The sequence below is a fragment of the Anabaena cylindrica UHCC 0172 genome (genome assembly GCF_034931625.1).
Classification (GTDB): domain Bacteria; phylum Cyanobacteriota; class Cyanobacteriia; order Cyanobacteriales; family Nostocaceae; genus Anabaena; species Anabaena cylindrica_A.
In genome coordinates this window covers 1-24,060 of sequence record NZ_JAYGGY010000099.1, presented here as the reverse complement: position 1 = coordinate 24,060, position 24,060 = coordinate 1, and the positions used below count along the sequence as shown (strand labels likewise).

Here is a 24,060-nt window from a genome sequence, read left to right as displayed (position 1 = left end):
GTATTTTAGTCCATTTAATATTTTTTTAGCGGTTATCAGTGAGATTATGCAGTTAATTCTTCCTTCTGACTCCTAGCCTTAACGAAAAGACTTTTTCAACAAGTCCTAAATAAATCGCCAATTTTGGATATTGCAAATAAATATTCAAACAGAGGTTTTAGCAATGCTAAACCCCTGATAATGAATTTATGATAATTTCTGAGTTTTTAATGCGCCCTGCTGGAATCGAACCAGCCTGAGGACGAATTATGAGTTCGTTGCCTCCCCAATCGGCCAAGGGCGCTCGTTGTGTTAGATTTCAGTTTTGTCTACTTACAGCTTTAATGCTAACTCTTTGTTATTATTTGAGCTTGAGCAAATTATATTTGACTTTTAGACAAATGCACGCCTATAAGTATAGCATGATTTTACAAACTTTGCAAAATTTTTAAACTTTTCTCAGGTTCTAGGGTATGAACATAAAAAATTACCCTAATCACAAAGTTATAAAAAATGGCGATTTTAAACTTTTTACGAGAATAATGATGAAGTTACTTTCAAAGATTGAGCTTCTACGCTTTAACACTTGCAAATAAATTATACTTCTTCTGAAATAGCTTGTCAGCGATGAAAATAAATTCCACTGTAGTTTTGACGTTAATTTTGTTAACCCTAATGTTGGGCGCAGGTTCTGTGAGTGCATTTTTGGGGTTTACTATGGGAAGTTCTGCTCTTAAGGGTGTGACGACACCAGATGGTCGTCCTGCAACTAAATTTGCCAGCAGTAAGACCAATAATAATAATAATGGTCAACAGGTGGGAATAAGCCTCTTAAAAGAGGATGAGATTCTCAAAGGTGTTCAATCGCGGATTCAAGGGAATACGAGTGCGAGCAAAGCAAAAAAGCTAGATGAAGATGAAGATGAGACAAAAATCAAGAAGCCTGAAGTTCAGGAAACGCCCCAAGAAGTAACCGAAGACAAACTGCAACCAGGATTTCCAGTTGTTGCTGAAAGTGAAGGTGTCACGCTGTCTGTACAATCGGCTCGCTATTCTGGGGGTGATTTATTACTAAAAGTAAAAATGCAGAACCAGGGTGCTGATTCTGTCAGGTTTCTGTATAGTTTTTTAGATGTGACTGATGATAAAGGCAGAACACTAAGCGCTATTACAGAAGGGCTTCCCGCAGAGTTGCCTACTAAGGGTCCAACATTTACAGGTACAATTAGCATTCCCACAGCTTTACTGGATGATGTGAACAAAATTTCACTGGCACTGACAGATTATCCTGCTCAAAAACTAAAATTACAAGTTTCAGATATTCCTGTGGAAAAATAGAAATGCTATTGTTAGCGTTTTGGTATCGGCGTAAGTTTTACACGAGCTTTAACGGTGAGTGGTTTTCCTCAGTTAATTTGGACAGATGTAGGGTTGAGGTTGTTGTCAGTGCTATTGCTGATAGCAATTAATGCCTTTTTTGTCATGGCGGAGTTTTCGATGGTGACTGTACGGCGAACACGTATTCACCAATTAGTTCAGGCTGGGGATATTCCAGCGATCGCTGTCGAAATGCTACAACGTAGTATTGACAGGCTTTTATCTACGGCTCAGTTAGGTATTACCCTCTCTAGTTTGGCGCTAGGTTGGATTGGAGAAAGCACGATTGTTGTACTGATAGAGGTATGGTTAAAATCCTGGCCTTTACCCATCAGTGTGAGTAACTTTCTCGCTCATTCTTTCTCAGTTCCCATTACCTTCTTTTTAATTGCCTATTTGCAAATTGTTTTCGGGGAATTATTTCCAAAATCCGTGGCTATGCTGTATTCAGAACAGCTGGCTAGATTTTTGGGGCCTTCAGTCAAAGCGATAGTACGTTTTTTCAGCCCTGTGATTTGGATTCTGAACCAATCAACCCGCTACCTGTTGCGATTATTTGGGATTCAATATACAGGACAAAGCTGGAGACCACCAGTTACACCTGAAGAATTGCAATTAATTATATCAACAGAACGTGAGTCTACTGGTTTGGAGCTTTCAGAGCGAGAACTGCTAAATAACGTTTTTGAGTTTGGGGAAATCACTGCTGAAGATGTGATGATTCCTCGTACCAACGTTATAGCCTTACCAGAAGACGCAACTTTTCACACGCTACTTCAGGAAATGACATCTAGTGGTCATTGCCGCTTTCCTATTATTGGCGAATCTCTAGATGACATTCGCGGTATTGTTTATTTTCAAGATTTAGCAGAGCCATTAGCTACTGGAAAGCTGGCTTTAGATACACAAATTCTACCTTGGATGCGATCGCCCCGCTTTGTCCCAGAACAAACACTGTTGAGCGAACTACTGCCCATGATGCAGCAAGAAAAACCAGCGATGGTAATTGTTGTCAATGAATTTGGCGGTACGGTAGGACTGGTGACAATTCAAGATGTCATTGCGGAAATTATTGGGAATGCAGGTGAACCGGAAAGTAACGATTACCTGTTAGTTCAAATGTTAGACCCGCAGACATTTTTAGTCCAAGCCCAGATCAACCTAGAAGAACTGAACGAAGTCTTACATCTCAATTTACCCTTAACGCGAGAATATCAGACCTTGGGCGGCTTTCTGCTCTATCAATTGCAAAAAATCCCAGAGAAAGGCGAAACTTTTTTGTATGAAAATCTTGAATTCACCGTCATGTCAGTTATGGGGCCACGCCTCAACCAAATTCAAATCCGACTTTTAGAAGGATAGGGAGCAGGGGGCAGGGGGCAGGGAGCAGGGAGCAGGGAGCAGGGAGCAAGGAGCAGGGAGCAGGGAGAGAAAATTCTTACTCAATACTCAGTACTTAGCATAAGGAACTAAATCTTTTAATCCCAATTCCGCGAAGGCTGCTAAACGCAAACGGCAGGAGTCACAAACACCACAAGCAACTTCACCACCAGCATAGCAAGACCAAGTTAGCTCCCAAGGGACTCCTAACTGGTTGCCTAGTTGGATAATTTCGGTTTTTTTCAAATTAATTAATGGTGCAACAATATTAATTTGTTGTCCTTCGAGTCCTTGTTTGGTTCCCAAGCGGAAGACTTCTTGCATAGCTTGAATATAATCAGGACGGCAATCAGGATATCCAGAGTAATCTAAAGCATTCACGCCAATATATACTCGTTGCGCGGCGATCGCTTCAGCATAGGCCAAAGCAAAGCTTAAAAAGATGGTATTACGGGCAGGAACATAGGTTACAGGAATATTTTGAGACATTTCATCTAAGGAACGTTCCTCAGGGAGAGCGATCGTATTATCCGTTAAAGCTGAACCACCCCATTGCCTTAAATCAAAATTCACCACCTGATGTTTTACAACCCCAACCGCTTCAGCGATCAGTAAGGCTGACTCTAGCTCTCGTTGGTGTCTTTGCTGGTAATCAAAGGAAATAGCATAACATTCACAACCATCAGCCCTTGCTTTGTAGAGAACTGTAGAAGAATCTAATCCCCCAGACAACAAAATTACAGCTTTCATCTCAGTTCACAATTTAAGTTTACCCATTGTCTGCTAAATTACATCCTAACCAGAGGACACCAATCAACGAACTCAGAAAATCACTAACACCAATTTCTTCCAAAAGGTGAGACAATCAACAAAATGCAACAAACCTAAAAAAATAAATATGAAAAAAAATTAATTTCCCTTATTCTGACGCAACAACCTTGCTGAAGATTATACTTGCAGCGTTAGTTATTTAATTGGTTGTAATTTTACTAGCAATACGCGTGATTAATTTTCTACGGAAAAATAAGTACTTATTCCAGTAATTGATTGCCTAACCGTCACCTGTGAATTTTTACGTAAGTCCGACGGAGCTTGTAAAGTCAACAAAATAACACATAGTTTTTTGTGTCTATCTTAAAAGAATGGCGCAATTAATAACTATCTATCCAAAAGGTAGCCAAATAGTGGGAACTGATCATAAACTTTGAAATTCTTCATAAATAGAACCACTATGTTACCATCTGGATGGTTTTAGACGGATCGCACCTGGCGCTTAAGTATAAAGGCCAACGACCGTAGCGTCTTTAAATTTGGTGGTTGAGGAGAAAATAATAGTGCAAAATAGCATGTCAGTGGCAGAACCAAATCTATATTCACAGCGCAACCAGCCACGAGCAATCCGCATAGGCGTGATTGGAGTGGGTAACATGGGACAACATCACACCCGCGTACTGAGTTCAATGAAAGATGTTGAACTGATAGGCGTTTCCGATATCAATGTTGAGCGAGGCTTAGAAACAGCCAGCAAATACAAAGTCCGTTTTTTTGAAGATTACTGCGATTTACTACCTCATATAGATGCAGTTTGTATTGCTGTACCCACTCGCTTACATTATGCTGTTGGCATCAACTGTCTGTTAGCTGGAATTCATGTTTTGATTGAGAAACCAATCGCTGCAAGTATTTCTGAAGCAGAATCTCTCGTCAACGCTGCTGCTGAGTCTCAATGTATTTTGCAAGTAGGTCACATTGAGCGTTTCAATCCAGCATTTAGAGAACTCAGTCAAGTTTTGAAAACTGAGGAAGTACTAGCATTAGAAGCTCACCGGATGAGTCCTTATTCAGCTAGAGCAAGTGATGTGTCAGTAGTACTGGATTTAATGATTCATGACATTGACCTGCTTTTAGAATTAGCTGGTTCTCCCGTGGTGAAATTGACAGCTAATGGTACTCGCTCTTTAGATTCTGGTTATTTAGATTATGTGACTGCCACCTTAGGTTTTGCCAATGGTGTTGTTGCTACTCTGACAGCTAGTAAAGTGACTCACCGCAAAATTCGTCGTATTGTCGCCCATTGCAAAAACTCATTCACCGAAGCTGATTTCCTCAAGAATGAAATTTTGATTCATCGCCAAACTAATATCAATCCTCTAACCGACCATCGGCAAGTACTTTACAAGCAAGATGGTTTAATAGAAAAAGTCTATACCAGTAACGTGCAACCTCTAAGCGCAGAGTTAGAACATTTTGTTAACTGTGTGCATGGCGGTAATCAGCCTTCAGTTGGTGGTGAACAAGCTCTCAAAGCTTTAAGATTAGCCAGTTTAATTGAGCAGATGGCTTTAGAAGAAAGGGTTTGGAACCCATTGGACTGGCAATCTGAATCAAGAGTACAATCATTAACCCCAACTGCTTAGAAAATAGAAGAGCAGGTGATAGGAAGCAAGGGAATAACTGCCCCATTACCTATCACCTATTAACTATTAACTATTACTGATTACCCATTCTCTATGCTCGAATGGATCACTAACACGATCAACTCCCTGGGATATTTGGGAATTGCTTTCCTGATGTTCCTAGAGAACCTTTTTCCCCCCATACCTTCTGAATTGATTATGCCATTGGCAGGATTTACCGCTAGTCCCTATCAACCAGGAGGGGCAAAACTAAATATATTAGGCGTATTTTTATCAGGGCTTTTGGGTTCTGTACTTGGCGCACTGATCTGGTACTATCCAGGTAAGTTTTTGGGAGAACGACGCTTAAAAACTTTAGCTAACAAGTACGGTAAATGGCTGGCTATATCTAGTGAAGATATTGATAAGGCTAAAAGCTGGTTCAATAAACAAGGTAATAAAGCAGTATTAATTGGTCGTCTTGTGCCGGGAATCCGTACCTTAATTTCCGTTCCCGCAGGCATGAGCAATATGCCCTTGCCTTTCTTTTTATTTTACACATCTCTGGGTAGTGCTGCCTGGGTAGGCTTGCTCACATATTCAGGATACTTGTTAGGTGGTCAATATGAACTTGTGGACAAGTACCTCTCGCCTGTATCTAAAATTGTTTTAGGCGGTCTGGTGCTGGTATTCTTCCTTTGGATATTCAAGCGCAAGAGCAAGAGCAAAAGTACTAGAAGATAAACCTGTGTAAGTATTGGGGTGAAAGTAGAAGTTAAAAATGTGCAAATTTCTCTTACACTATAATGCCAAAATAATGCTAAATTCGCATTGACGTTCGCGTAGCGTGACCTAGTAAAGCCCACAACAGGTATCACGTACAATGATTGTGACGTATTTCTAGCTACACTTGACCCAAGTAGGAATTTTTTCCGACTTCGCCTTTTTGTAAGATGGGCATGATAACTTTTTACAGTTAAGTCACCACATAGGAGCTTTCATGACAGACCAACCTCCAGTAGCTAACCCGATGAATGCCGCTGCTATACCAATGAATAGAGTAGCGGCAACCCCTATAAATAATACTAATAAGCCAATCAGTATTTCGGGGAAAAACATTCTCAGTGTTGATTTAGGTAGAACCTCTACCAAAACTTGTGTGAGCCGCGAACCAGAAAATGTGGCCTTTATCCCTGCCAATGTCAAGCAGATGTCAATAGAACAAATACGAGGTGGGGTATTTGAGTCTAAAGCAACAGATCCTTTGATGGATTTATGGCTGGAATATCAAGGTAATGGATATGCTGTTGGTCAGATAGCAGCAGACTTTGGAGCCAATTTAGGAGTTGGACAATCCAAGGTAGAGGATGCAATGGCTAAGGTTCTGGCAGCTGCCGGTTACTTTAAGCTAAAAGACGATATTTCTGTGATTGTTGGTTTACCTTTCCTTTCCTTAGAGCAATTTGAAAAGGAAAAAGCCCAATTAACGAGTTTGATTAGTGGCCCTCATGTAATGAATTTCCGTGGGGAAACAGTACAGTTAAACGTGACTAAAGTTTGGGTGATGCCAGAAGGTTATGGTAGCCTGCTGTGGTCTGAAGGCCAACCAAATAAAGGAGCTGCGATTCCTGATTTGACAAAGGTATCGGTGGGAATAGTTGATATTGGACATCAAACTATTGACTTGCTGATGGTGGATAACTTCCGCTTTGCTAGAGGTGCTTCTAAGAGTGAAGACTTCGGAATGAGCAAGTTTTATGAAATGGTGGCTAAGGAAATAGACGGGGCTGATAGTCAATCTCTAGCGCTAATTTCTGCTGTTAACAAACCGAAGGGCGATCGCTTTTACCGTCCCAAAGGTGCCAGCAAACCCACCAATTTAGACGATTTTCTCCCTAACCTCACAGAGCAGTTTTCACGGGAAATTTGCTCTCGCGTGTTAGCCTGGTTACCAGAGCGTGTAACTGATGTAATTATCACAGGTGGTGGTGGTGAGTTCTTCTGGGAAGATGTACAACGTCTACTCAAAGAAGCCAAAATTAGCGCTCATTTAGCTGCACCCTCCCGCCAAGCTAATGCTTTAGGGCAGTTTATTTATGGGGAAGCGCAGTTATCTGCTGTTCGCGCTGCTAGGTAATAAAACTGATGTTCCAATGGTCCAAAAAGGTAGTTAAATCCGTAACATTCAATCCAGAAATTGCTGATGAGAGCTTGTTAGCACAGGTGGAAAGTTACTTGGAGGCACAGCCCGAAAAGACTTTCAGCGACCTCTGTAAGGAAGCTCTATGGCAAGCTTTATGTGTACCGGAATCTGTACGACCTGCTCCGAATACAGCAGCATTGCCGATGGAACAACAAATCGGTGAGTTGCAACGTCAATTAGCTGGCCTTGAGGAACGTTTTTTTGCTAAGGAGTCCAATCGTTTAGAGGCGATGGAAAGCCAGATATTACAACTTACTCAACAAGTTGCACAACTGGCTATTATGCTTAGTCAAGGAGCATCTACTCAACCTCTAACTTCATCAGTACCGACGGTAGAAGTAGTTAACAATTCTGCTTCTACCCCCGATACCACTCCCCAAGAGATTGACCCTGTGATTAGTCGCTTGAGCCAGTATCTTGATGATTTCTAAGGAAAACCCAAGTTTATAAGCGTTTTACAAGCTAGATCGGGAAGTGTGAGCAGTTTATTAGTTAAATCCAGAACTTGTTTTCAGGTTCTGGGTTTAACTTTTGTGTTAGTACTTAGGGCTAGGAGTTAGGAGTCAGGAGTCAGGAGAAAGAAGGAGTTCAGGAGTTCAGGAGTTCAGGAGTTCAGGAGTTCAGGAGTTCAGGAGTCAGGAGTCAGGAGTTCAGGAGTTCAGGAGTCAGGAGTCAGGAGTCAGGAGAAAGAAGGAAGAAGGAAGAAGGAAGAAGGAAGAAGGAAGAATTAGAGGAAGGAGGAAGGAGGAAGAATTAGAGGAGGTAAGAATAGTCTTGAATCTGGTCAAGTGATGGGTTTTTGATGGTGTCAGCGCTTATTCCTTACACCTTATTTACATTTTCAACCTTCAAACTATTGATATATATAGGTTTTTGGGTTTCTCAGTAGACCTTACTGAGCATCACCTATAAATTACGCATTTTCCACATATAGCTAGATAGCAAATTTGTCAGTATATGCGCCACAATTGGTACTAACAAATTACCGCTCAACAGGGCGCTATATCCCAAAATTATGCCGATGATAGTTGCCCAAATCACATAAGGCCATTGTTCAGAACCACTCAGATGTAAAACTCCAAAACAAAGACTGGAGACGATGACGGCTACATGATTAGCACCTAAAGCTGGTAGCATGACACCGCGAAATAATAATTCTTCACTTAAACCTGGTAATAACCCTAGCCAGATCAAATCTGGTAAAGCTAAAGGCTTGAGTACGAGTTTCAGATAGTAATCTGCACTTTTACGATAGGGAAGAGAAAAGCGATAAGCTAAACTACTTAAAACAGTTATAATTACACTCAACCCCACGCCTAAAAATAAATCTCTTGGATGCCAATACAACTTAAATAGGGGAATGTTACCAAAGCGCAACCACAGCTTGGCGACTATCCACAAAATAATGGCAGTCGCGCCCATAGCCACAAGTACTTGGGTGCGTGTGAGGTAGGGAATTTCTGGCTCTTGGTTTTTTTGTTCAACCACAGGTATTTTGGTAATGGGTAATTGGTAATGAGTTTCTAATGACTAATAGCAGATGGATTGATACCAGCTTTGTGAGCGACTAATACACCTACTGCCTCTAAATATGAGTTTACCTTGATAGATTTGATTCCCAAGACTGAGTTAGGAACTTGGATCAAGGTTTTATTTTCTGCAATGGTAATTATTTGGCATTGTGTCTGACTTAAACTCAGTAGAGCGCTGCCACCACAAGCATTCGCAGGTACTATAACAGCATCAACTTGATCTGACCAAATATCTGCTGGTAAAGAATTAATAATTTCTCTTTTGACGATAAATTGGGGAGCGCTACTTAAGCCGACAAGGACGCAAGGTAGAAAGGTATAACCTAATTCTTCAGCAGCGGAACGGGGGGATAAATTGGGGTCTGGAGAGGCTGGTGCAAGGGCGGGAGCATGGGCGCAAGGAATTTGAAAGGTGCGGACTAATAAATGGCTAATTACTGCTTCTGCTCCTGCTAGAGGGTCTACACCATGACCATGCCTGTAGTTTTGGGCTGCTTCTTCATCTATATTATCGGGAAAACGAGCAACAACTGCGATCGCATCTACTCGTTCTTTTTTTATCAATATCTCCGCCGCTCGCAGTAAGCTGTCTGGGTTGCCAATTGTTCCCCAGCTTGCACCGGAAGTGGAAGTACGTAATTCTACGTTCAATGGAGCATCTGTAATTACATGATTCGTAATAGTTAACCCCAGGGTAGCTCTAGCTGCATCTGCTGCTTGCAGGTGTCTCAGCATTAATTCAGGTTCAATGCCTTGGTCTAAAAGTAAACCTACTCGGTTACGGTGAACAGGACGCAAACCCCATTCCCCAGCCGCAAATTTATCTAATCCATAACCTTCAACATAGAAAGCATTGGGAATATTCCAGTATAAACTTGCGCCATTCATGACATTGGGATGGGTTATCAAGCGATCGCACACCTGTGATATAACTTTAGCTACAGGCAATGCATCACCAGCATAACCGCCAATAGCTGCCCCAATGCCAGTTGGAATAATTAGAATCGCTGTATATGGACGTTGCATAATTATTAGATCAGGCGATTATAAATCGCCACAATCATCTAATTTTATTTATTACTTATTACTAGCCGTAGTTACAACAGCTTCCACAGTAGCCTTTTGCTCTTCCTCGTCTACAGAAGTAATAGCCCAACGTAAGGGTTCACCTTGTTTTTTTAATTCAGCTTCAATAGCTTTTTGCAATTCTGTAGGAGTTTCTTGGAGGTCAATTTCAGCACTAATAAAATGAGTAGTCATGACAGTCAAACCGATGTATTGGTAATTTCTAGAATACAGCTATTTTTTGGTAATTTGTAATGAGTAATGGGTAATTTGTAAAATTATATTACCCATTACCCAGTTTATTAGTCTTTACCAAATTGCTTTTGATAAACTATGTCTTCTTTTTCCGTGTCAATTTTTAAATCAGAAAGAGGTTTAGCCACACAAAGCAACACATAGCCTTGTTTTTGCAATTCTAGACTCACCCCCATACCATCAGCTTGGTCTACCTTACCCTCAGTAATTTGACCCGCGCAAGTCGTGCAAACACCAGCACCACAAGAAGTTGGCAAATCTAAACCAGAATTTTGAGCAACTGAGAGGATAGTTTCATTTTCAGGAACTTGCAAAGCATGAATTTTGCCTTGGTGGTTAATTTCTACGGTGTAAGTTTTGGACATATATAACAGCCAAGTGTGCCAACGGACAAATAGTTCATTTTATCTGATAATATAGACGCATGGTTAACTTATGCAATGCTAATCAAAGAATTATTTGCAAATAATATGGTAATCAGGTATTCTGAAAATTGATTTTCAAGCAAATTCACGTAAACAGTCAAGCTTATGAAAGCTTGCTTTTTAGACATTAAGAATATATGTTCCTGATTATGTTAACAATTACTTAAACTCATAATTACTTGATTTGGACTAAGTACGTATGCCTAAAATTATATTCTTTTAATAGTTAAGTTATCTATATCGCTTATACTTGCAGCATCATGCCCCTGTCTAGGCAGGGTACAGATGATGTATGTTAGCGTTGCTTAAATATAAAAACTGAATAAAATTATTATTTATACGGATTTATTTTTAATTGTAGATTCACCAAACATCTAAGTTTATTGAGAAAAATTACATGGCAAATGAAAGGTTGCAATGGTTTAAAATTGCTTTACAGATTAAAGGTTCCGTAATTACAGCCATTTATCTACGAGTTATTGGGTGTGGAATGTTTGGCTTTTTAGTTTCAGTACTTTACTATTTTAAAATACCAGTTTCTCAACCTATTTTAGGGAGTGTAATTCCTAGCATTGTTTTGGGTTTATTATTAGTTTTTCGTACAAATACAGCTTATGAAAGGTTTTGGGAAGGCAGAAAAATCTGGGGTTCTATAGTCAATACAGTCCGAAATTTAGCACGGCAAATTTGGGTATCTGTTGATGAAATTTCGGCAGAAGATCAAGACCATAAAATTGATACTTTAAATTTATTAGTAGCTTTTGCAGTAGCGACAAAATTGCATTTACGAAGCGAATCTATCAATAGTGAATTAGAAGAATTAATGCCAAATTCTCGGTATATCAAACTCAAACTAATGAATAATCCTCCTCTAGAAATAGCTTTCTGGATTAGTGATTACTTACAACAACAATACAACCGCAATTGCTTAAATAGCTACCAGTTAGAATCTTTGCAACAATTGTTAAATATCTTGGTTAATAATTTAGGCTCCTGTGAACGCATCTTAAAAACACCTATTCCCCTAGCCTATGCCATTCATCTTAAACAATTATTATTATTATATTGCCTGTTATTACCATTTCAAATAGTAGAAAATCTTGGTTGGTGGACAGGGGTTATTTCTGCTTTAGTTAGCTTTACATTACTGGGTATTGAAGCGATTGGTTTAGAAATAGAAAATCCCTTCGGTTATGATGCCAATGATTTACCTTTAGATAATATTTGTACTACGATGAAACGTAACATTGATGATTTAATTAGTTTGACTCCTAGCGTGTATTCATACAGAAAAGATATATAATTGAAATATTATGTTGACACCAGTCATTTCTGTAGAGATGAAAATACTTCTTGAAAAAATTGATCATATATTTGTAATTTTTCACTCAATATTTCTGTCAAGTTGAAATAAACAGAAATTATGGGATCATTCTGAATACGATTATTTACTTCAGGTGTAATACAACTGGCAATAAGAATAGTTTTGACTTCTGGATTTATACGCAATGCTTCTTCAAACGATTTTTTAGCTGCACCATATCGTTCTAGTGCGCCAGCAGGATCTGTTCCTCCTTTAACCTCAATAACACCAACAGTTGTTCCTTGATTATTCAGAAGTGAAATATCTGGCTCACTGGAGAAAAGTATAGAAGTATGGTTAGCCAACATTACACCCCGATAAGCCTCTATATTTCCTAATTGTTCGTCAAGTTGATCAGGATTGTATGCTTCCACACCCTTATTACGTAGAATAAAAGCAGCAAGCAAATTACGCTCCTTTGCCTCTTTGATGAGAAGTCGCTGTACAACTTTTTCAGCTTCTTCCCCAATAGCATTACGCCAAGAACCGTCAATTTGCGCTCCCGTCGAGGCTAGTAATATGCCATACAATTCTTCTTGTGTCAGACTCTGTATAGAACTGTCAATAATGAGCGATATATGTTCATTAAATAGTAGGGAAAGGACTAAAGCTTTATCCTCTGTTAAAATATATTTATTTTCTTCATCAGCTTCAATTTTCTTTAAATTTACTTTAGCTAAATACTGAACTGCTTTTTGAGGAATTGCCGCTATATTGCGATAGTAGGCTAATAATGAAGAGTGTTCTCGAATTAACCTGGGATGGCAAAATACTTGAATTAATTGCAATTCAGGATGGTTACTGATATAAGCAAATGCATCTTCTCCAATACCCCAATTTTTCCAATCTTCCCAACTATATAAATCCTTGAATGGTAATAGTGCAGAAATTTTCGCATGAAAAAATAGTGTTTTGTATTCTTTGAGTTTGCGATAAAAAAATGTTGAACGTAAACGATAGTTGATACGACTTGCCTCATCTGTCATGATATTTATTTTTCCCAAATATAAACACATTTACGGAGTTCTGTTCGTCCATAATTTCCCATTTGTTGGCTGCTATTTCCTTTACCTCTTCCTAGTGTCCAAATATATCTAGTTCTCAGTCCAAAAGATTCGGCAATATCTGATAAAATTAGGTCTACTGGAATTTCCTCCCCCGCATATTTGACATTATCATTAACTATTGCAATTATGCCACCTGATTTAAGAATACGACTTAGTTCATGGATTACAAAACACATTTCATAAAAATAATTATGTACCATTCTGGCAATATTTTTATTATTTAGATTACCTTCATTTTTGTTTTTTTCTAAAATCATTAATACTTCTTGTAATGCAGCCTGTTGTTTAAAAATAGCATCTATTTTTAGGAAATCATTATAACGTTCTTTACTTGTATAGTATTCTTCTAGATATGTACGTTTATCACGATTTTCAACTGTGCATGACAGCATTTGTTGACGCAGATTTTTAACCTTATCTTCACCACATCCCAAAAAAGCAAGTTCTAGAGCATAGGTACGAGTATAATCATATCGGTTCAAATATGGTGGTGATGTAATAACAAAATCAATACTGTTATCTTGAAAATTAGGAAGAAGTTTTAAACATGAACCTTCATAAATTTTAGGTGATAAATTCTCTAAATTGCCAAATTTGCTATCTGCCAATTGTGATAATTGATTATCACAAAATAAATCTAATTGTATGGAACTTAACTCTAAGTCTGATACAATTTGCTTGAGCTTTCGTTGAATTGCTTCTTCAAAAGATAGAATTTCTCCCTTGTTAAATTCACGTTTACTTTTTGAACGGCCTGAACGAAAATCCCAGCGCAAATATTGCCCATCTTTTCTAGTGTAACTAATATCTTCAAGAATACAAAAAGCAGTATATATAAGTAATTTTTGTATACTCTCATCTGTAATCAAATCATGACAATAAGATAGATAACCAACTAATTTTTTTTCATTTATTTCAGAAAATGCACCACGAGTAATACCTAAATGATGAAACGCAAAAACATCCTTGTAGTAGCATCTGAAGTCTATTTTTGGAAATTTAGAAATTACAGTTTTTAATTCTTTTGTATTTATTCTCTGAGATATTATTCTAGCTTCAGTAGCAAAAATACCGACTGGTAACAATTCAATTCCTGTGCTTTCCCATCCTAATTGACTTGCAGTAAATAGTGATGTTCCACTGCCTGAAAATGGATCTAGTAGTATTCCTGGTTTTGGCTGTAATGTTTGTAGAATATAGGTAACTAACCGTTCCGAGAATCCTTCTCTATATTTGAACCAAGAAGAGAATGGAGTTTGTTTATTACCTTGATAACTAACCAAATTTCTGTCTAGAAAAGGATTATGAATAATCTTTGATTTGAATTTTTCATAAAGAGCAGTTCTGGTACTTAAAGAAGAAAATACAGGCATAATAAATTTAGACATTATTAAATGATTTTATATTTGAAATTATCTCCAATTCAGTCTACTAAAGTGTGAGCGATCGCTCGGTTTCTCCCCTCTCTCTTTGCTGTATAAAGTGCCTCATCTGCATAAGCAATTAAACTCTCTGGAGTAGTTTCTAAATTAGGAATCATACTAGCTACACCTAAACTTAAAGTAACATAATTACTCACTTCTGACTTAGGATGAGTGATAGCCAGGGAAGCGATCGCATTTTTGATCACCTCTGCAATGATCAATCCCCCTTCTATGTTAGTATTGGGTAGAATTGCGGCAAACTCTTCACCACCATAACGCGCAACTAAGTCTATAGAACGTTGTGGAATTAGAGCAATAGCTTGTGCCACTTGGATCAAACATTCATCTCCCCCTTGATGTCCATAGTAGTCGTTATAGCGTTTAAAATAGTCAATATCAATAAGAATCAAAGTCATAAATTGTTGTTCTCGCAGGTGTCGTTGCCACTCTATAGCCAGATATTCATCAAAGCGACGACGATTAGCAATTTTGGTTAAAGAATCTATATTACTCAATTGTTCTAAACTAGAATTAGCTTTTTCTAAGGACTGATTGATATCAGCCAATTTTTGAGCTTGAATTTTAGTACTTTCTAATAGTTCTGAGTGTTGTAAAGCTACACTAAACTGAGTCGCTAACTGTTTGATAAACTGAACTTCTACATCTGTCCAAGAGCGTGCTGCACTACATTGATGAACACATAAAAGTCCCCAGAGTTCATCTCCTTTAGTCAGAGGGAATATAATTTGAGCTTTGATTTGAAATTGTTCTAGTATTTGCAAATGACATTCATGTAATTCAGTTTCATAGATATTTGGGACAACTTTAGAACGCCCTTGTTGATAAAGTAAGGCATAGTTATTACTAAAACAATGATCTTCGATTTTTACAGCAATTGCAGAATCATACATGGGCAAAACATTTTCAGCCATAAATTCCCCAGAATAGTAGTTAGATTCTAGATGAAATTTAAAAATACCAACACGATCTACTTGTAGGACTTTACGAACTTCACGCACTGTTGTTTTGAATAAAACTTCCATATCTAGCGATTCACGTATTTTGACAACTAAATCAAATAAAATTTGTTGTCTTTGATTAGCTTGGTTTAATTGGATAATTTTTTGTTCCATTTCTGTCAACATTTCTGCTTGTTGAACAGCAAAACCTAATTGTGAGGCAACTTGAGTTAAAAACTGAATATCTGATTTTTGCCAATTATAGGGTTGAGAATGCTGATATGCTGATAGTACTCCCCACAATTCTTGACGCACAAAAATTGGTGCAGTAGCATAGGCTCGAATCTGAAACTGCTCTAAAACTTCTATATGACATTGGGATAAATTCGCTTCGTATATATCTGCGACATAAAGAGTTTCATTATTACGATATCTGCCACCTTGATGTTCTTGAAGATAGGAATCGTTCCAAACAGTATTTTCTCCTATCATTTGAATAGTATCAATCCCTGGTTCAACAAACTCAAAATCATTCACAAATTCTCCACCCCAGTCTTCATGAAAGCGATAAACTGCAATCCTTTCTACTCCAAGCAATTTACAGGTTTCTTTGGTAGTGGTTCTAAAAATTGATTCTATATCTAAAGATGCACGAATTTTACTGATGACTCTATATAGTGCTTTCTCTTTTTCTTCTTTTTTTTGTATTTCTAACTTCTGTTCTTGAAGTTGTGCTTGTAATTGCCTAATAGTAGGTAAGTTGAAAATAATACAACTTAAATCAATGAATTTTGTAGCAATGAGTTGTAAAATAGATTTGAATTTATCAGAGAACATGAGATTTATGTTATTTAAATTAACTATGGTAAGGTAAATGATAATGAATATAAAAGTGGTTATTAAGTGCATATAAAAAGGAATAAAGAAGAAATATACCCCATGTATCTTGAAAACTTGAGTTTTCGCCACAGAAAAAACTATAGGTTTCAACGTAGACAGGGTTTAGATGGGTAATCTTATCCTGAAAAGGGAGTATTAATCCAATTTATATGATTGAGATTCCCGACTGTTTACAAGAGTCGAATATTGTTATTTAATATTAAAAAAATTTACAACCGCCTAATACCCATTTCTAAACCCTCACATACACCAGTGAGAAAATCTAAATCCAGACTAGCAATAATATCACTTGGTTTGTGATAATTTGGATTTCGCATAAATGCAGTATCTGTCACCATCATTGCTGGATAACCTTGATCCCAAAAAGGAGCATGATCACTAAGTCGAGTTTGAGGAACCATTAAACCGCGATTCGGTGCTGGTAGCCATTGACTAGGTACACCAACTTGGCGAATACTGCGACTTAAACTCATTAAATCGCCCAAAGTCCGCCAATTACCAATTAACCCGATGAAATCACCACGATTTGGGTAAATCAGTCCTAAAGGAGAAGGGTAGCTTTGGGAACCAGGGGTAGAATCTCGATACCCTAACATTTCCAAAGACATCATCAAGCGTAGACTTTGCCCTTGTTCGCGCAACAAAGCTGCATAATCAGCACTTCCCAGTAATCCATATTCTTCCATATCAAAAGCCACCAGCCGCAACGGATATTTAATTGGTTCAGCGGCAAAATTTCTAGCAAATTCTAATAAAACAGCCACACCTGTAGCGTTATCATCAGCAGCTACTGTACCAGGTACGCCATCATAATGAGCGCCGATTAAAATAGGTGGTAAATCTAACTTTTGCTTTTTTGCTGAAGCGGGTAAATTTAAAATCAAGTTTTTGCAGCTTTTAGTCCCTACTTGAAAGGTGTGGATTTCCACACTTCCCCATTGGGCAAATTGTTGGCGAATGTATTCTTGAACAAAAAAATGTCCCGCAGTTGCCATATAGGGATCACGTTCTCGTGCTATCTCTTGTAAATGATTTTCTAATCGCTGTTTTAATGTCAAGTTAAAGATTGATGATTGGTGGTTAGTAAAATTCTGACCTATTTTCTGTTCCTTATTTCTGATTCCCTGTTGCCTCACTGCAAATGCTATCCTAGTGCAAGCAAGTAGCGCCTCCAGCTAAAATTTTTCCAATTCTTGATTTAATGGTGATAATTATAGCATTGGGCGGTTTTCATCATTGAGCGCCAAGCAAGAGGAAGTCTCGCCTAATCATAATAAATGTATAAGAAACGCTTAGGAGAAGAGTAACGCATGGGCAAGGTAGTCGGCATCGACTTGGGTACAACCAACTCAGTAGTCGCCGTGATGGAGGGTGGCAAGCCGGTGGTGATTGCCAATGCGGAAGGAATGCGAACAACCCCCTCAGTCGTTGGCTTTAGCAAAGAAGGGGAAAGGGTAGTTGGACAGATGGCAAGACGGCAAACTGTTCTGAATCCCCAAAATACCTTTTTTGCGGTTAAACGCTTTATTGGGCGGAAATATGGTGAACTTAACCCAGATTCCAAGCGTGTGCCATATACTATCCGCAAAGATGAAATGGGCAATATTAAAGTTGCTTGTCCACGATTAAATAAGGAATTTGCCCCAGAAGAAATTTCTGCTATGGTGCTGAAGAAATTGGCAGATGATGCTAGTCGCTATTTGGGAGAAGTTGTGACTGGGGCTGTAATTACTGTTCCTGCTTATTTTAATGATTCCCAACGCCAAGCTACTCGTGACGCGGGCAGAATAGCTGGGTTAGATGTGCTACGAATTCTCAATGAACCAACTGCGGCATCTTTGGCTTACGGATTAGATCGGGGAGAAATTGAAACCATCTTAGTTTTTGATTTGGGTGGTGGTACCTTTGATGTGTCGATTTTGGAAGTAGGTGATGGCATATTTGAAGTTAAAGCCACTAGTGGAGATACCCAGTTAGGTGGTAATGATTTTGATAGAAAAATAGTTGATTGGTTGGCAGAGCAATTTTTAGAAGTAGAAGGTGTAGACTTAAGACGCGATCGCCAAGCTTTGCAAAGATTAATGGAAGCAGCAGAAAAAGCAAAAATAGAACTTTCTGCCGTTAGTGTCACGGATATTAACTTACCCTTCATCACTGCCACAGAGGATGGTCCCAAGCATTTAGAAACTCGCCTGACGCGATCGCAATTTGAAGGACTGTGTACCGACTTAATCAGCAGAGTGCGAACCCCTGTTAAACGGGCGCTAAAAGATGCCGGACTTTCATCTAGAGATATTGAAGAAGTTGTACTAGTGGGCGGTTCCACAAGGATACCGATGGTAAAACAACTAGTTCGAGACTTAATTGGCATCGAACCCAACGAAAACGTCAACCCTGATGAAGTTGTGGCCGTTGGTGCTGCTATTCAAGCAGGTATTCTCGCAGGTGAACTCAAAGATGTGTTGCTGTTAGATGTCACACCCCTGTCTTTGGGATTAGAAACCATTGGCGGCGTGATGAAAAAACTGATTCCCCGCAACACAACTATACCAGTAAGACGTTCTGACATTTTTTCCACCTCTGAAAATAACCAAAACAGTGTAGAAATCCACGCTGTCCAAGGTGAAAGAGAAATGGCAACAGATAATAAGTCTTTGGGACGGTTTAAGCTGTATGGCATCCCACCAGCCCCCAGAGGTATACCCCAAGTTCAAGTATCATTTGATATTGATGCCAACGGTATTTTACAGGTAACAGCTTTAGATCGGACTACTGGCAGAGAGCAAAGTATCACAATTCAAGGCGCTTCTACTTTAAGCGAGTCAGAAGTGAATCGGATGATTCAAGATGCCGAAAAATATGCCGACATCGACAGAGAACGGAAAGAAAGGGTAGAAAAACGCACTCGTTCCGAGGCCTTGATTTTGCAAGCAGAACGGCAATTGAGGGAAGTAGCCTTAGAAATGGGGATGCAATTTGCCCGTAACCGTCGCCAAAAAATTGACAATATTTGCCGAGAATTGCGTGAAAGTTTAAAAGATAATGACGATCGCGGTATTGACCAAGCCTACGCTGACCTGCAAGATGCTCTGTATGAGCTAAATAGGGAAGTGCGAGAGTATTATGCTGATGATGAAGACGAAGACCTATTTGGCGCTATCCGTGACATCTTTACTGGCGATAAAGAAAAAGAACGAGAACGGGATTATCCCAGAGATACCTATCGAGAACGGGATTTTTCCAGAGATACCTATCGGGAACGAGATTCTTACAGCCGGGATTATGGCAGAGATAGTACCAAAGACTATGGCAAAGACTATGGTCGAGAAAATCGTTCTTCCTCCTATGATAGTCCTCCCCCACGCAGAAGCCGTCCCAGCTACCAGGATAATTGGGATGATGACGATGATTGGCTCTAAGGTAGTTTTAGATTTTGGATTTTAGATTGGGGATTAACTGTATTAAGTCTAAAATCTAAATTCAAATATTTGCTCCCGTCAGTGATAAGTAGAAGCACAACTAAACTAGTACAGCACGGCGTAAATAAACCATTCTAAATCTCCGACAATCCTATGCTGTCTTCCTTTTGACTTTTAACTTTTGACTTTTGACTTCCGCCCTGCGGTACTAGTGACATCTAAATTTAAATAACTGAACTATGCAAAATTTGCAGAATTTTCGGGATTATTACGAGATTTTGGGAGTAACGAAAGAAGCCTCTAGCGAAGAAATAAAAAAGGTTTATCGCAGGTTAGCAAGGCAATATCACCCTGATCTTAATCCAGGTAACAAAGAAGCAGAAGAAAAATTTAAGACTATTGGTGAGGCTTATGAAATCCTTTCCGACCCCAGTAGGCGATCGCAATATGACCAGTTTAGCCGCTACTGGAAACAAAAAGGTTTTGCTGGTGCCAAACAAACACAAAAACCCAAAGCTTGGGGAGATAATCGTGCCAACAGTCGCAGTAATCAGGAAGTAGACCCCAGCGAGTTTCCTGATTTTGAAAGTTTTATTAATACAGTAATTGGTGTCAGCAGTCGCCAAGATAATAAAAAAACCTCAGATACTACCACTCCTAGCGACCCGTTTAAGACTCCCAGAAGCAAAGTTTCCTATACAGTTAACACCCCACCCCGCACCACCCGCAGGGACATAGAAGCCCGATTAACCTTACCTTTAGAAAAAGCTTATCAAGGTGGTAACGAACGCATTCGGTTAGAAGATGGGCGATCGCTTGAAGTAACTATGCCACCAGGTATGGTAACAGGTCAAACCATCCGTCTGCGAACTCAAGGCATTGGTGGCGGCGATTTATACTTAAAAATTACCGTTGACCCCCATCCATTATTTAAACTAGAAGGTGCAAATATCTTCTGTAATGTTCCCGTAACTCCCAGTGAAGCAGTCCTAGGAGGACAAGTAGAAGCACCAACCCTAGACGGTCCAGTAAAAATGACCATTCCCCCCGCAGTCAGATCAGGTCAAAGATTTCGTTTAGCGAACAAAGGCTATCCTGGTGACAACGGTAAACGCGGCGATCAATTAGTAGAAATTCAGATAGTTACACCCAAAAATATTACAGATGAAGAAAGACAGCTTTACGAAAAATTGCGGGAAGTAGAAACCTTTAAACCCCGTGCTGATTTAATTTAACAATCAGGTTTTATAACCTACTCCTTTACAGTATAAGATTATACTAAATCAACACGAGTCCGCACAACAGCTTAATTGAACGCGGATGCACGCAGATAAACGCGGATAAAGACAGATAAATCAATGGATTTCAGGATTATGTGCAGCCTCACATAAAATTGGTATTACCTTCCTTCTTCCTTCTTCCTTCGCGTCCTTTGCGTCTTCGCGGTTCATTTAATCCATATTCTTCCAATAGAAACAGAGTATCAAAAAACCTCCTCTCTCCGCGCCTCTACGCGAGACAAAAATCCGAAAACCCAATGTATCATGGTGAAGGCAACTATAATCACCACTTAAGCATTCGTGCGGCCTCTCCATGCCTTTTAACTTCACCTTTGCCCCCAGCCAAAACCAAACCTTTGAACTGCGTTGTGATTATGGCACACGGCGTTTAGATACCCATGAATTAGGTAATTTGATTCAACAGTGTGAAAAAGATTACTATAGCCAAAAAAAGGATGATATCAACCAATTACAGGAAATTGGACGCAAACTGTACTCTTGGTTAGATGGTAAAGAAGGATGGTTAAGGCGGGCATTAGTTGAAAATACTGACAGAAGAATATATTTAGATTTAATTAAAACTAGCGAAGCCCAAAGCTTAAACTCAGATACCCAAAAAATTGCCTTGGGTTTAGCTCATTTACCGTGGGAATTATTACAAGACGACCGCGAACTATTACTGAATATTTTACCTGTTAGAAAAGTTAAACAAGAAAACCGTAACGCTTTAGGTGTGCAGAATCGCCCATTGCGGTTAGTGTTTATGGCTACTTCACCAGAACATCCTGGGGTGGCAACACTACAATTTGAACAAGAAGAAACAAATATTCTCCAAGCCACAAAAGAACAGCCTTTGGCTTTGGTAGTCGAAGAAAGCGGTTCTGTAGCAGAGTTGGGTAACTTAGTCAGTTCCTACGACGAAGGTTATTTTGATGTATTTCATTTAACGGGACACGCCGTAATTTATACAGAAGCAGATTTTAGTAGTTTATTGCCAGCAGGGAAGAAAATCAAAGATTACACACCCTGTTTTATTACCGAAGATGAATTAGGAGATGTAGAATTTACTACCGTTGAAGATTTGGCGAAAGCTTTTAAAAAAGGGTTTCCACCAGTAGTTTTTCTGTCTGGTTGTCACACTGGGCAAATTGCTAACCAAGGCACAGTTCCCTCAATGGCACAAGCCTTAGTCAAAGCAGGTGCAGCAGTGGTTTTAGGTTGGGCGCGTCCGGTATTTGATCGCACAGGTATTATTGCAGCCCAGGCACTTTATCAAGCTTTAGCGACAGGGGCAACGGTAGAAGATGCGGTAAAAATCGCACAGCAGGAGATGATTAGCCAAAAATGCTCAGACTGGCATTTATTGCGGATTTATCGAGATACTCGCCCAATTGCCGAACTGGTGACACCACTAAACACCAGGAAACGAGAAAAGCTGAAATTTAGCCACCCAGAAAACGAATTTTTGGATGAAAACAACATCGTTAAAGTTGCCAGTCAAGGAGAATTTGTTGGACGTAGAAGGGCTTTGCAACGGGGTTTAAAGGCTTTACGGCAAACAAGTGATCAAATTGGTGTATTTATTGCTGGGATGGGAGGTTTGGGTAAAAGTTCCCTCGCGGCGCGATTGTGTACTAGAGTTCAGTTGCAGCGTGATAATTTTCAACGGGTAGTGTTAATTGGCCCCGTGGATGAAATCGGCTTAATTGGTAAACTGGCGAATAAATATCAACGGTTTGCTGGTGTACCTGCTTTGTTAAACGAACCAGGAATTTCTTTGCAAGGGCGGTTACAAAACTTTTTCGAGAAGATTGAAGATGAATTAGACAAACCTTTGCTGTTGGTGTTGGATGATTTTGAACAAAATATCCCCACAGCTAATATTGAAGATGGTAGTCTGCGGATGACTACAGATGCTTACCAAGTTTTAGCGGCTGTGTGTGCAGCTTTGGCAGAAAATCAAGCGGAAAGTCGGTTAATTGTCACTTGTCGTTATTTAAAAGCAGATACTTTGCCACCCCATCGTTTGCATTTAGAAAGTTTAGCGGGCATGGGTGATGGTGATATTAATAAAATATATCGCAGTTGGAAAGAAGACGTTCAGCAAGCAGTTAGAAAACAGCGTATTCTCAAAATTGCTGATGGCAACCCCCGTTTATTAAAGTGGTTGGTGGAAGTTTTGCAACAACCGGGTTTAGTTGCGGATGAGTTGTTGACTAAGTTGGAAAATGTGCAGCTAAAATTTCGGGAAAATATTTTGGCTGAAACTTTGTTGAGTGGGTTGGAAGCAGAAGAAAAAAAGTTTCTGGCTAGGTTGAGTGTGTTTCGGTTGCCGGTGCGGGGGGAAATTATTGAAAACCTACATTCAAATGGAAGGTTAGGTTTCTTGCCGAAACTGATGAGTTTGAGTTTGGTGGAATCAGCAACGGTGTATGCCGGAAAAAGTATAGAGTATCGAGTGACGACAATTTTAGAACAGTTGCTGCAACCCTTATTAACTGAAGCAGAATGGCAAACAACTTACCAAACAGCCACCCACAAGATTTATAAAACTTGGTGGGAAGAAACAGATAACCGCAATGAAGAACAAGCTAGAGAAATTATCAGATTAGCGGTGTTGGCGCAAGAACAAGAAATCGCCGTTATTGTGGGTGATGACATTGCCAACCGTTGGGTGAATAGTAGCCGCTATCTGGAAGCTGAGGAACTATGCCGAGATATTCTCCAGTTAGGGGCAGATTACCGGATTTTAGGAACTATCGCTAGTGCAGAAGTAACTTTGGGTTTGGTGAAAGAAGCACTAACCCATTTTCAACAAGCTTTAAATCTTTGCCCAGAGGATGATTTAAAAGAAAAAGCCTCCACACTCCACAACATGGCAGGATTAAAAGCCACCCAAGGTGATATAAATGGTGCGATCGCTTTTTATCAACAATCTTTGGAAATTAACGAAAGCATCAACGATGTGCGGAGTAAGGCTACCACACTCCACGAAATGGCAAGATTAAAAGCCACCCAAGGTGATATAAATGGTGC

The 24,060-nt window shown here is 39.3% G+C and carries 19 protein-coding genes and 1 tRNA gene; 10 read left to right on the top strand and 10 right to left on the bottom strand.

Going from position 1 to position 24,060, the window contains the following annotated elements:
* Nucleotides 1-210: 210 nt before the first annotated feature.
* Nucleotides 211-283 (bottom strand) — tRNA-Ile (locus tag VB713_RS22215).
* Between the two features lie 323 nt (nt 284-606).
* Between VB713_RS22215 and VB713_RS22210 the strand changes: the two genes are divergently transcribed.
* Nucleotides 607-1,317, top strand: coding sequence for a hypothetical protein (locus tag VB713_RS22210; RefSeq protein WP_323313680.1), 711 nt, complete (start codon nt 607-609; stop codon nt 1,315-1,317).
* A 54-nt stretch (nt 1,318-1,371) separates the two neighbouring features.
* Nucleotides 1,372-2,718: a hemolysin family protein gene (locus VB713_RS22205; protein WP_323313679.1), complete on the top strand. Its 1,347-nt coding sequence runs from the start codon at nt 1,372-1,374 to the stop codon at nt 2,716-2,718.
* A gap of 87 nt (nt 2,719-2,805) precedes the next feature.
* On the opposite strand, the gene queC is transcribed toward VB713_RS22205, so the two are convergent.
* Entirely contained in the window at nt 2,806-3,486 is a 681-nt protein-coding gene (gene queC, locus VB713_RS22200) for a 7-cyano-7-deazaguanine synthase QueC (RefSeq protein WP_323313678.1), read from the bottom strand.
* A 584-nt stretch (nt 3,487-4,070) separates the two neighbouring features.
* Here queC and VB713_RS22195 point away from each other — a divergent pair.
* The 4 genes from VB713_RS22195 to VB713_RS22180 all read left to right on the top strand — a co-directional run bounded on the left by VB713_RS22195 (nt 4,071) and on the right by VB713_RS22180 (nt 7,766).
* Nucleotides 4,071-5,153 (top strand): Gfo/Idh/MocA family oxidoreductase, encoded by a 1,083-nt coding sequence (locus tag VB713_RS22195; protein ID WP_323313677.1) that lies wholly within the window; start codon nt 4,071-4,073, stop codon nt 5,151-5,153.
* Between the two features lie 93 nt (nt 5,154-5,246).
* Entirely contained in the window at nt 5,247-5,876 is a 630-nt protein-coding gene (locus VB713_RS22190; protein ID WP_323313676.1) for a DedA family protein, read from the top strand.
* A 256-nt stretch (nt 5,877-6,132) separates the two neighbouring features.
* Complete coding sequence (locus VB713_RS22185) at nt 6,133-7,269, top strand: ParM/StbA family protein (protein WP_323313675.1); 1,137 nt, start codon at nt 6,133-6,135, stop codon at nt 7,267-7,269.
* Nucleotides 7,270-7,277: 8 nt separating this feature from the next.
* Nucleotides 7,278-7,766, top strand: a complete 489-nt coding sequence (locus VB713_RS22180) for a plasmid segregation centromere-binding protein ParR (RefSeq protein ID WP_323313674.1) — start codon at nt 7,278-7,280, stop codon at nt 7,764-7,766.
* Between the two features lie 475 nt (nt 7,767-8,241).
* On the opposite strand, the gene VB713_RS22175 is transcribed toward VB713_RS22180, so the two are convergent.
* The 4 genes from VB713_RS22175 to VB713_RS22160 form a co-directional block, all read right to left on the bottom strand.
* A complete protein-coding gene (locus VB713_RS22175; protein WP_323313673.1) occupies nt 8,242-8,823 on the bottom strand; it encodes a CPBP family intramembrane glutamic endopeptidase in 582 nt (193 codons plus the stop codon).
* 35 nt (nt 8,824-8,858) lie between these two features.
* The gene (locus VB713_RS22170) at nt 8,859-9,893 is read right to left on the bottom strand and encodes a DUF3326 domain-containing protein (protein WP_323313672.1); all 1,035 of its coding nucleotides are present in this window, start codon (nt 9,891-9,893) and stop codon (nt 8,859-8,861) included.
* Nucleotides 9,894-9,944: 51 nt separating this feature from the next.
* Nucleotides 9,945-10,127, bottom strand: coding sequence for a hypothetical protein (locus VB713_RS22165; RefSeq protein WP_323313671.1), 183 nt, complete (start codon nt 10,125-10,127; stop codon nt 9,945-9,947).
* 107 nt (nt 10,128-10,234) lie between these two features.
* Complete coding sequence (locus VB713_RS22160; protein ID WP_323313670.1) at nt 10,235-10,552, bottom strand: 2Fe-2S iron-sulfur cluster-binding protein; 318 nt, start codon at nt 10,550-10,552, stop codon at nt 10,235-10,237.
* A 457-nt stretch (nt 10,553-11,009) separates the two neighbouring features.
* Here VB713_RS22160 and VB713_RS22155 point away from each other — a divergent pair, with 457 nt between their 5' ends.
* Entirely contained in the window at nt 11,010-11,915 is a 906-nt protein-coding gene (locus VB713_RS22155) for a bestrophin family protein (RefSeq protein ID WP_323313669.1), read from the top strand.
* A 23-nt stretch (nt 11,916-11,938) separates the two neighbouring features.
* On the opposite strand, the gene VB713_RS22150 is transcribed toward VB713_RS22155, so the two are convergent.
* From VB713_RS22150 to VB713_RS22135, 4 genes are all read right to left on the bottom strand, one after another.
* Complete coding sequence (locus VB713_RS22150; RefSeq protein ID WP_323313668.1) at nt 11,939-12,961, bottom strand: XcyI family restriction endonuclease; 1,023 nt, start codon at nt 12,959-12,961, stop codon at nt 11,939-11,941.
* Between the two features lie 5 nt (nt 12,962-12,966).
* On the bottom strand, nt 12,967-14,430 hold the full coding sequence (locus VB713_RS22145; RefSeq protein WP_323313667.1) for a site-specific DNA-methyltransferase: 1,464 nt from the start codon (nt 14,428-14,430) through the stop codon (nt 12,967-12,969).
* 35 nt (nt 14,431-14,465) lie between these two features.
* Nucleotides 14,466-16,262 carry a sensor domain-containing diguanylate cyclase gene (locus VB713_RS22140; protein WP_323313666.1) on the bottom strand — a complete coding sequence of 599 codons (1,797 nt, stop codon included), beginning with the start codon at nt 16,260-16,262 and terminating at the stop codon, nt 14,466-14,468.
* Between the two features lie 272 nt (nt 16,263-16,534).
* Nucleotides 16,535-17,383 (bottom strand): M28 family peptidase, encoded by an 849-nt coding sequence (locus VB713_RS22135; RefSeq protein WP_323313665.1) that lies wholly within the window; start codon nt 17,381-17,383, stop codon nt 16,535-16,537.
* 252 nt (nt 17,384-17,635) lie between these two features.
* On the opposite strand from VB713_RS22135, the gene dnaK reads away from it, so the two are divergent.
* From dnaK to VB713_RS22120, 3 genes are all read left to right on the top strand, one after another.
* The gene (dnaK, locus tag VB713_RS22130) at nt 17,636-19,744 is read left to right on the top strand and encodes a molecular chaperone DnaK (protein ID WP_323313664.1); all 2,109 of its coding nucleotides are present in this window, start codon (nt 17,636-17,638) and stop codon (nt 19,742-19,744) included.
* A 239-nt stretch (nt 19,745-19,983) separates the two neighbouring features.
* Nucleotides 19,984-20,979, top strand: a complete 996-nt coding sequence (locus VB713_RS22125; RefSeq protein ID WP_323313663.1) for a J domain-containing protein — start codon at nt 19,984-19,986, stop codon at nt 20,977-20,979.
* A 358-nt stretch (nt 20,980-21,337) separates the two neighbouring features.
* Nucleotides 21,338-24,060: CHAT domain-containing protein (locus tag VB713_RS22120; protein ID WP_323313662.1), on the top strand; the 2,723-nt coding region annotated here is incomplete at its 3' end.

Bases quoted from the DNA above. Each gene is read 5' to 3' on its own strand.
- VB713_RS22210 (WP_323313680.1), top strand. From the start codon at position 607: ATGAAAATAAATTCCACTGTAGTTTTGACGTTAATTTTGTTAACCCTA.
- queC (WP_323313678.1), bottom strand. From the start codon at position 3,486: ATGAAAGCTGTAATTTTGTTGTCTGGGGGATTAGATTCTTCTACAGTT.
- VB713_RS22190 (WP_323313676.1), top strand. From the start codon at position 5,247: ATGCTCGAATGGATCACTAACACGATCAACTCCCTGGGATATTTGGGA.
- VB713_RS22185 (WP_323313675.1), top strand. From the start codon at position 6,133: ATGACAGACCAACCTCCAGTAGCTAACCCGATGAATGCCGCTGCTATA.
- VB713_RS22180 (WP_323313674.1), top strand. From the start codon at position 7,278: ATGTTCCAATGGTCCAAAAAGGTAGTTAAATCCGTAACATTCAATCCA.
- VB713_RS22170 (WP_323313672.1), bottom strand. From the start codon at position 9,893: ATGCAACGTCCATATACAGCGATTCTAATTATTCCAACTGGCATTGGG.
- VB713_RS22165 (WP_323313671.1), bottom strand. From the start codon at position 10,127: ATGACTACTCATTTTATTAGTGCTGAAATTGACCTCCAAGAAACTCCT.
- VB713_RS22160 (WP_323313670.1), bottom strand. From the start codon at position 10,552: ATGTCCAAAACTTACACCGTAGAAATTAACCACCAAGGCAAAATTCAT.
- VB713_RS22155 (WP_323313669.1), top strand. From the start codon at position 11,010: ATGGCAAATGAAAGGTTGCAATGGTTTAAAATTGCTTTACAGATTAAA.
- VB713_RS22150 (WP_323313668.1), bottom strand. From the start codon at position 12,961: ATGACAGATGAGGCAAGTCGTATCAACTATCGTTTACGTTCAACATTT.
- VB713_RS22145 (WP_323313667.1), bottom strand. From the start codon at position 14,430: ATGTCTAAATTTATTATGCCTGTATTTTCTTCTTTAAGTACCAGAACT.
- VB713_RS22140 (WP_323313666.1), bottom strand. From the start codon at position 16,262: ATGTTCTCTGATAAATTCAAATCTATTTTACAACTCATTGCTACAAAA.
- dnaK (WP_323313664.1), top strand. From the start codon at position 17,636: ATGGGCAAGGTAGTCGGCATCGACTTGGGTACAACCAACTCAGTAGTC.
- VB713_RS22125 (WP_323313663.1), top strand. From the start codon at position 19,984: ATGCAAAATTTGCAGAATTTTCGGGATTATTACGAGATTTTGGGAGTA.